The sequence below is a fragment of the Vibrio sp. Vb0667 genome, from assembly GCF_033391095.1.
The window spans coordinates 1-1,013 of the sequence record NZ_JAWPOL010000444.1; the positions used below are offsets into that span (position 1 = coordinate 1).

The following is a 1,013-nucleotide window of genomic DNA, read 5'->3' on the forward strand; positions in this document are numbered from 1 at the left end:
CATCAACCGCTTCGAAGGCGACCGTGGTTCACTGATGGAAATGCTCAAACTGCATGATGAAGAAGTGGTTAACGCCATCGAAGAGAACATGTTTGACTTCATGGTGCTGGGCCGTCAACGCGAAGAAACCATGGACATGCTCGTACAGCAAATTCCACTCGAGCTTTGGGCTACGGCACTGAAAGGTTCGGATATCACGTTGCAGCAAGCGATCAAACGCTCAATGCCACAACGTATGGTGAAAGCGCTAGAAGACGATATGGAAGCGCGTGGTGCAGTTGCACTAAGTCGAGTTCAGAAAGCACGCCAAGACATCATGCAAATGGTGCGTGAGCTTGATGAGTCGGGCGAAGTTCAGTTGCTTCTATACGAAGAGCCAACGGTGGAATAAAGCATGGCAGAACAAAGATCGAACATTATGCGACTGCCTCCAAGTGGTTACCGTTTACACCGTTTTCCGCCGCTGGCTCAGCCAGTTGCGGTTGATGAAGAGTTCGGCTTGGACAACCAAGGTTGGCAAGAGTCGCAAGTGGACATTCAGCAGCAACTTGAAGCAGGTTTCCAACAGGGGCTGCAACAAGGTCATGAAGAAGGTTTACGCCAAGGTATTGAGCAAGGTAAGCAACAAGGCTTGCTCGATGGTCAGAAAGAAGGCTTCCAGAAAGGATTTGTTTCTGGTGAACAAGCTGGTAAGCAAGGCTTTTTAGAAGCGGCGAAGCCAGTTAATGATTTGTTCCAAGCCTTATCTCGCTGGCAAAGTGAAAAAGAGCAGCAGCAACGCCACATGATTTGTGAGTTGGTACAGAAGGTAGCTCAGCAAGTGATTCGTGCCGAGCTTACTCTGATGCCACAGCAAATTCTGGCGCTGGTGGATGAAACACTGTCTGCGATGCCGGGCAAAGCGGAAACCGTGACGGTTCATCTCAACCCACAAGATCTAGAACGCATTACGCACATTAACGCGGATCTGCCTAAGTCTTGGAAGTTGGTTGCCAACAACGAACTGCCAATTG

Annotated in this window: 2 protein-coding genes; both read left to right on the forward strand. The window is 49.6% G+C overall.

Going from position 1 to position 1,013, the window contains the following annotated elements; translation table 11 throughout:
• Window positions 1-391: FliG C-terminal domain-containing protein (locus R8269_RS26530; protein ID WP_318223077.1), on the forward strand; the 391-nt coding region annotated here is incomplete at its 5' end.
• 3 nt (window positions 392-394) lie between these two features.
• A partial coding sequence (fliH, locus tag R8269_RS26535) for a flagellar assembly protein FliH (RefSeq protein WP_318223078.1) occupies window positions 395-1,013 on the forward strand: 619 nt, incomplete at its 3' end.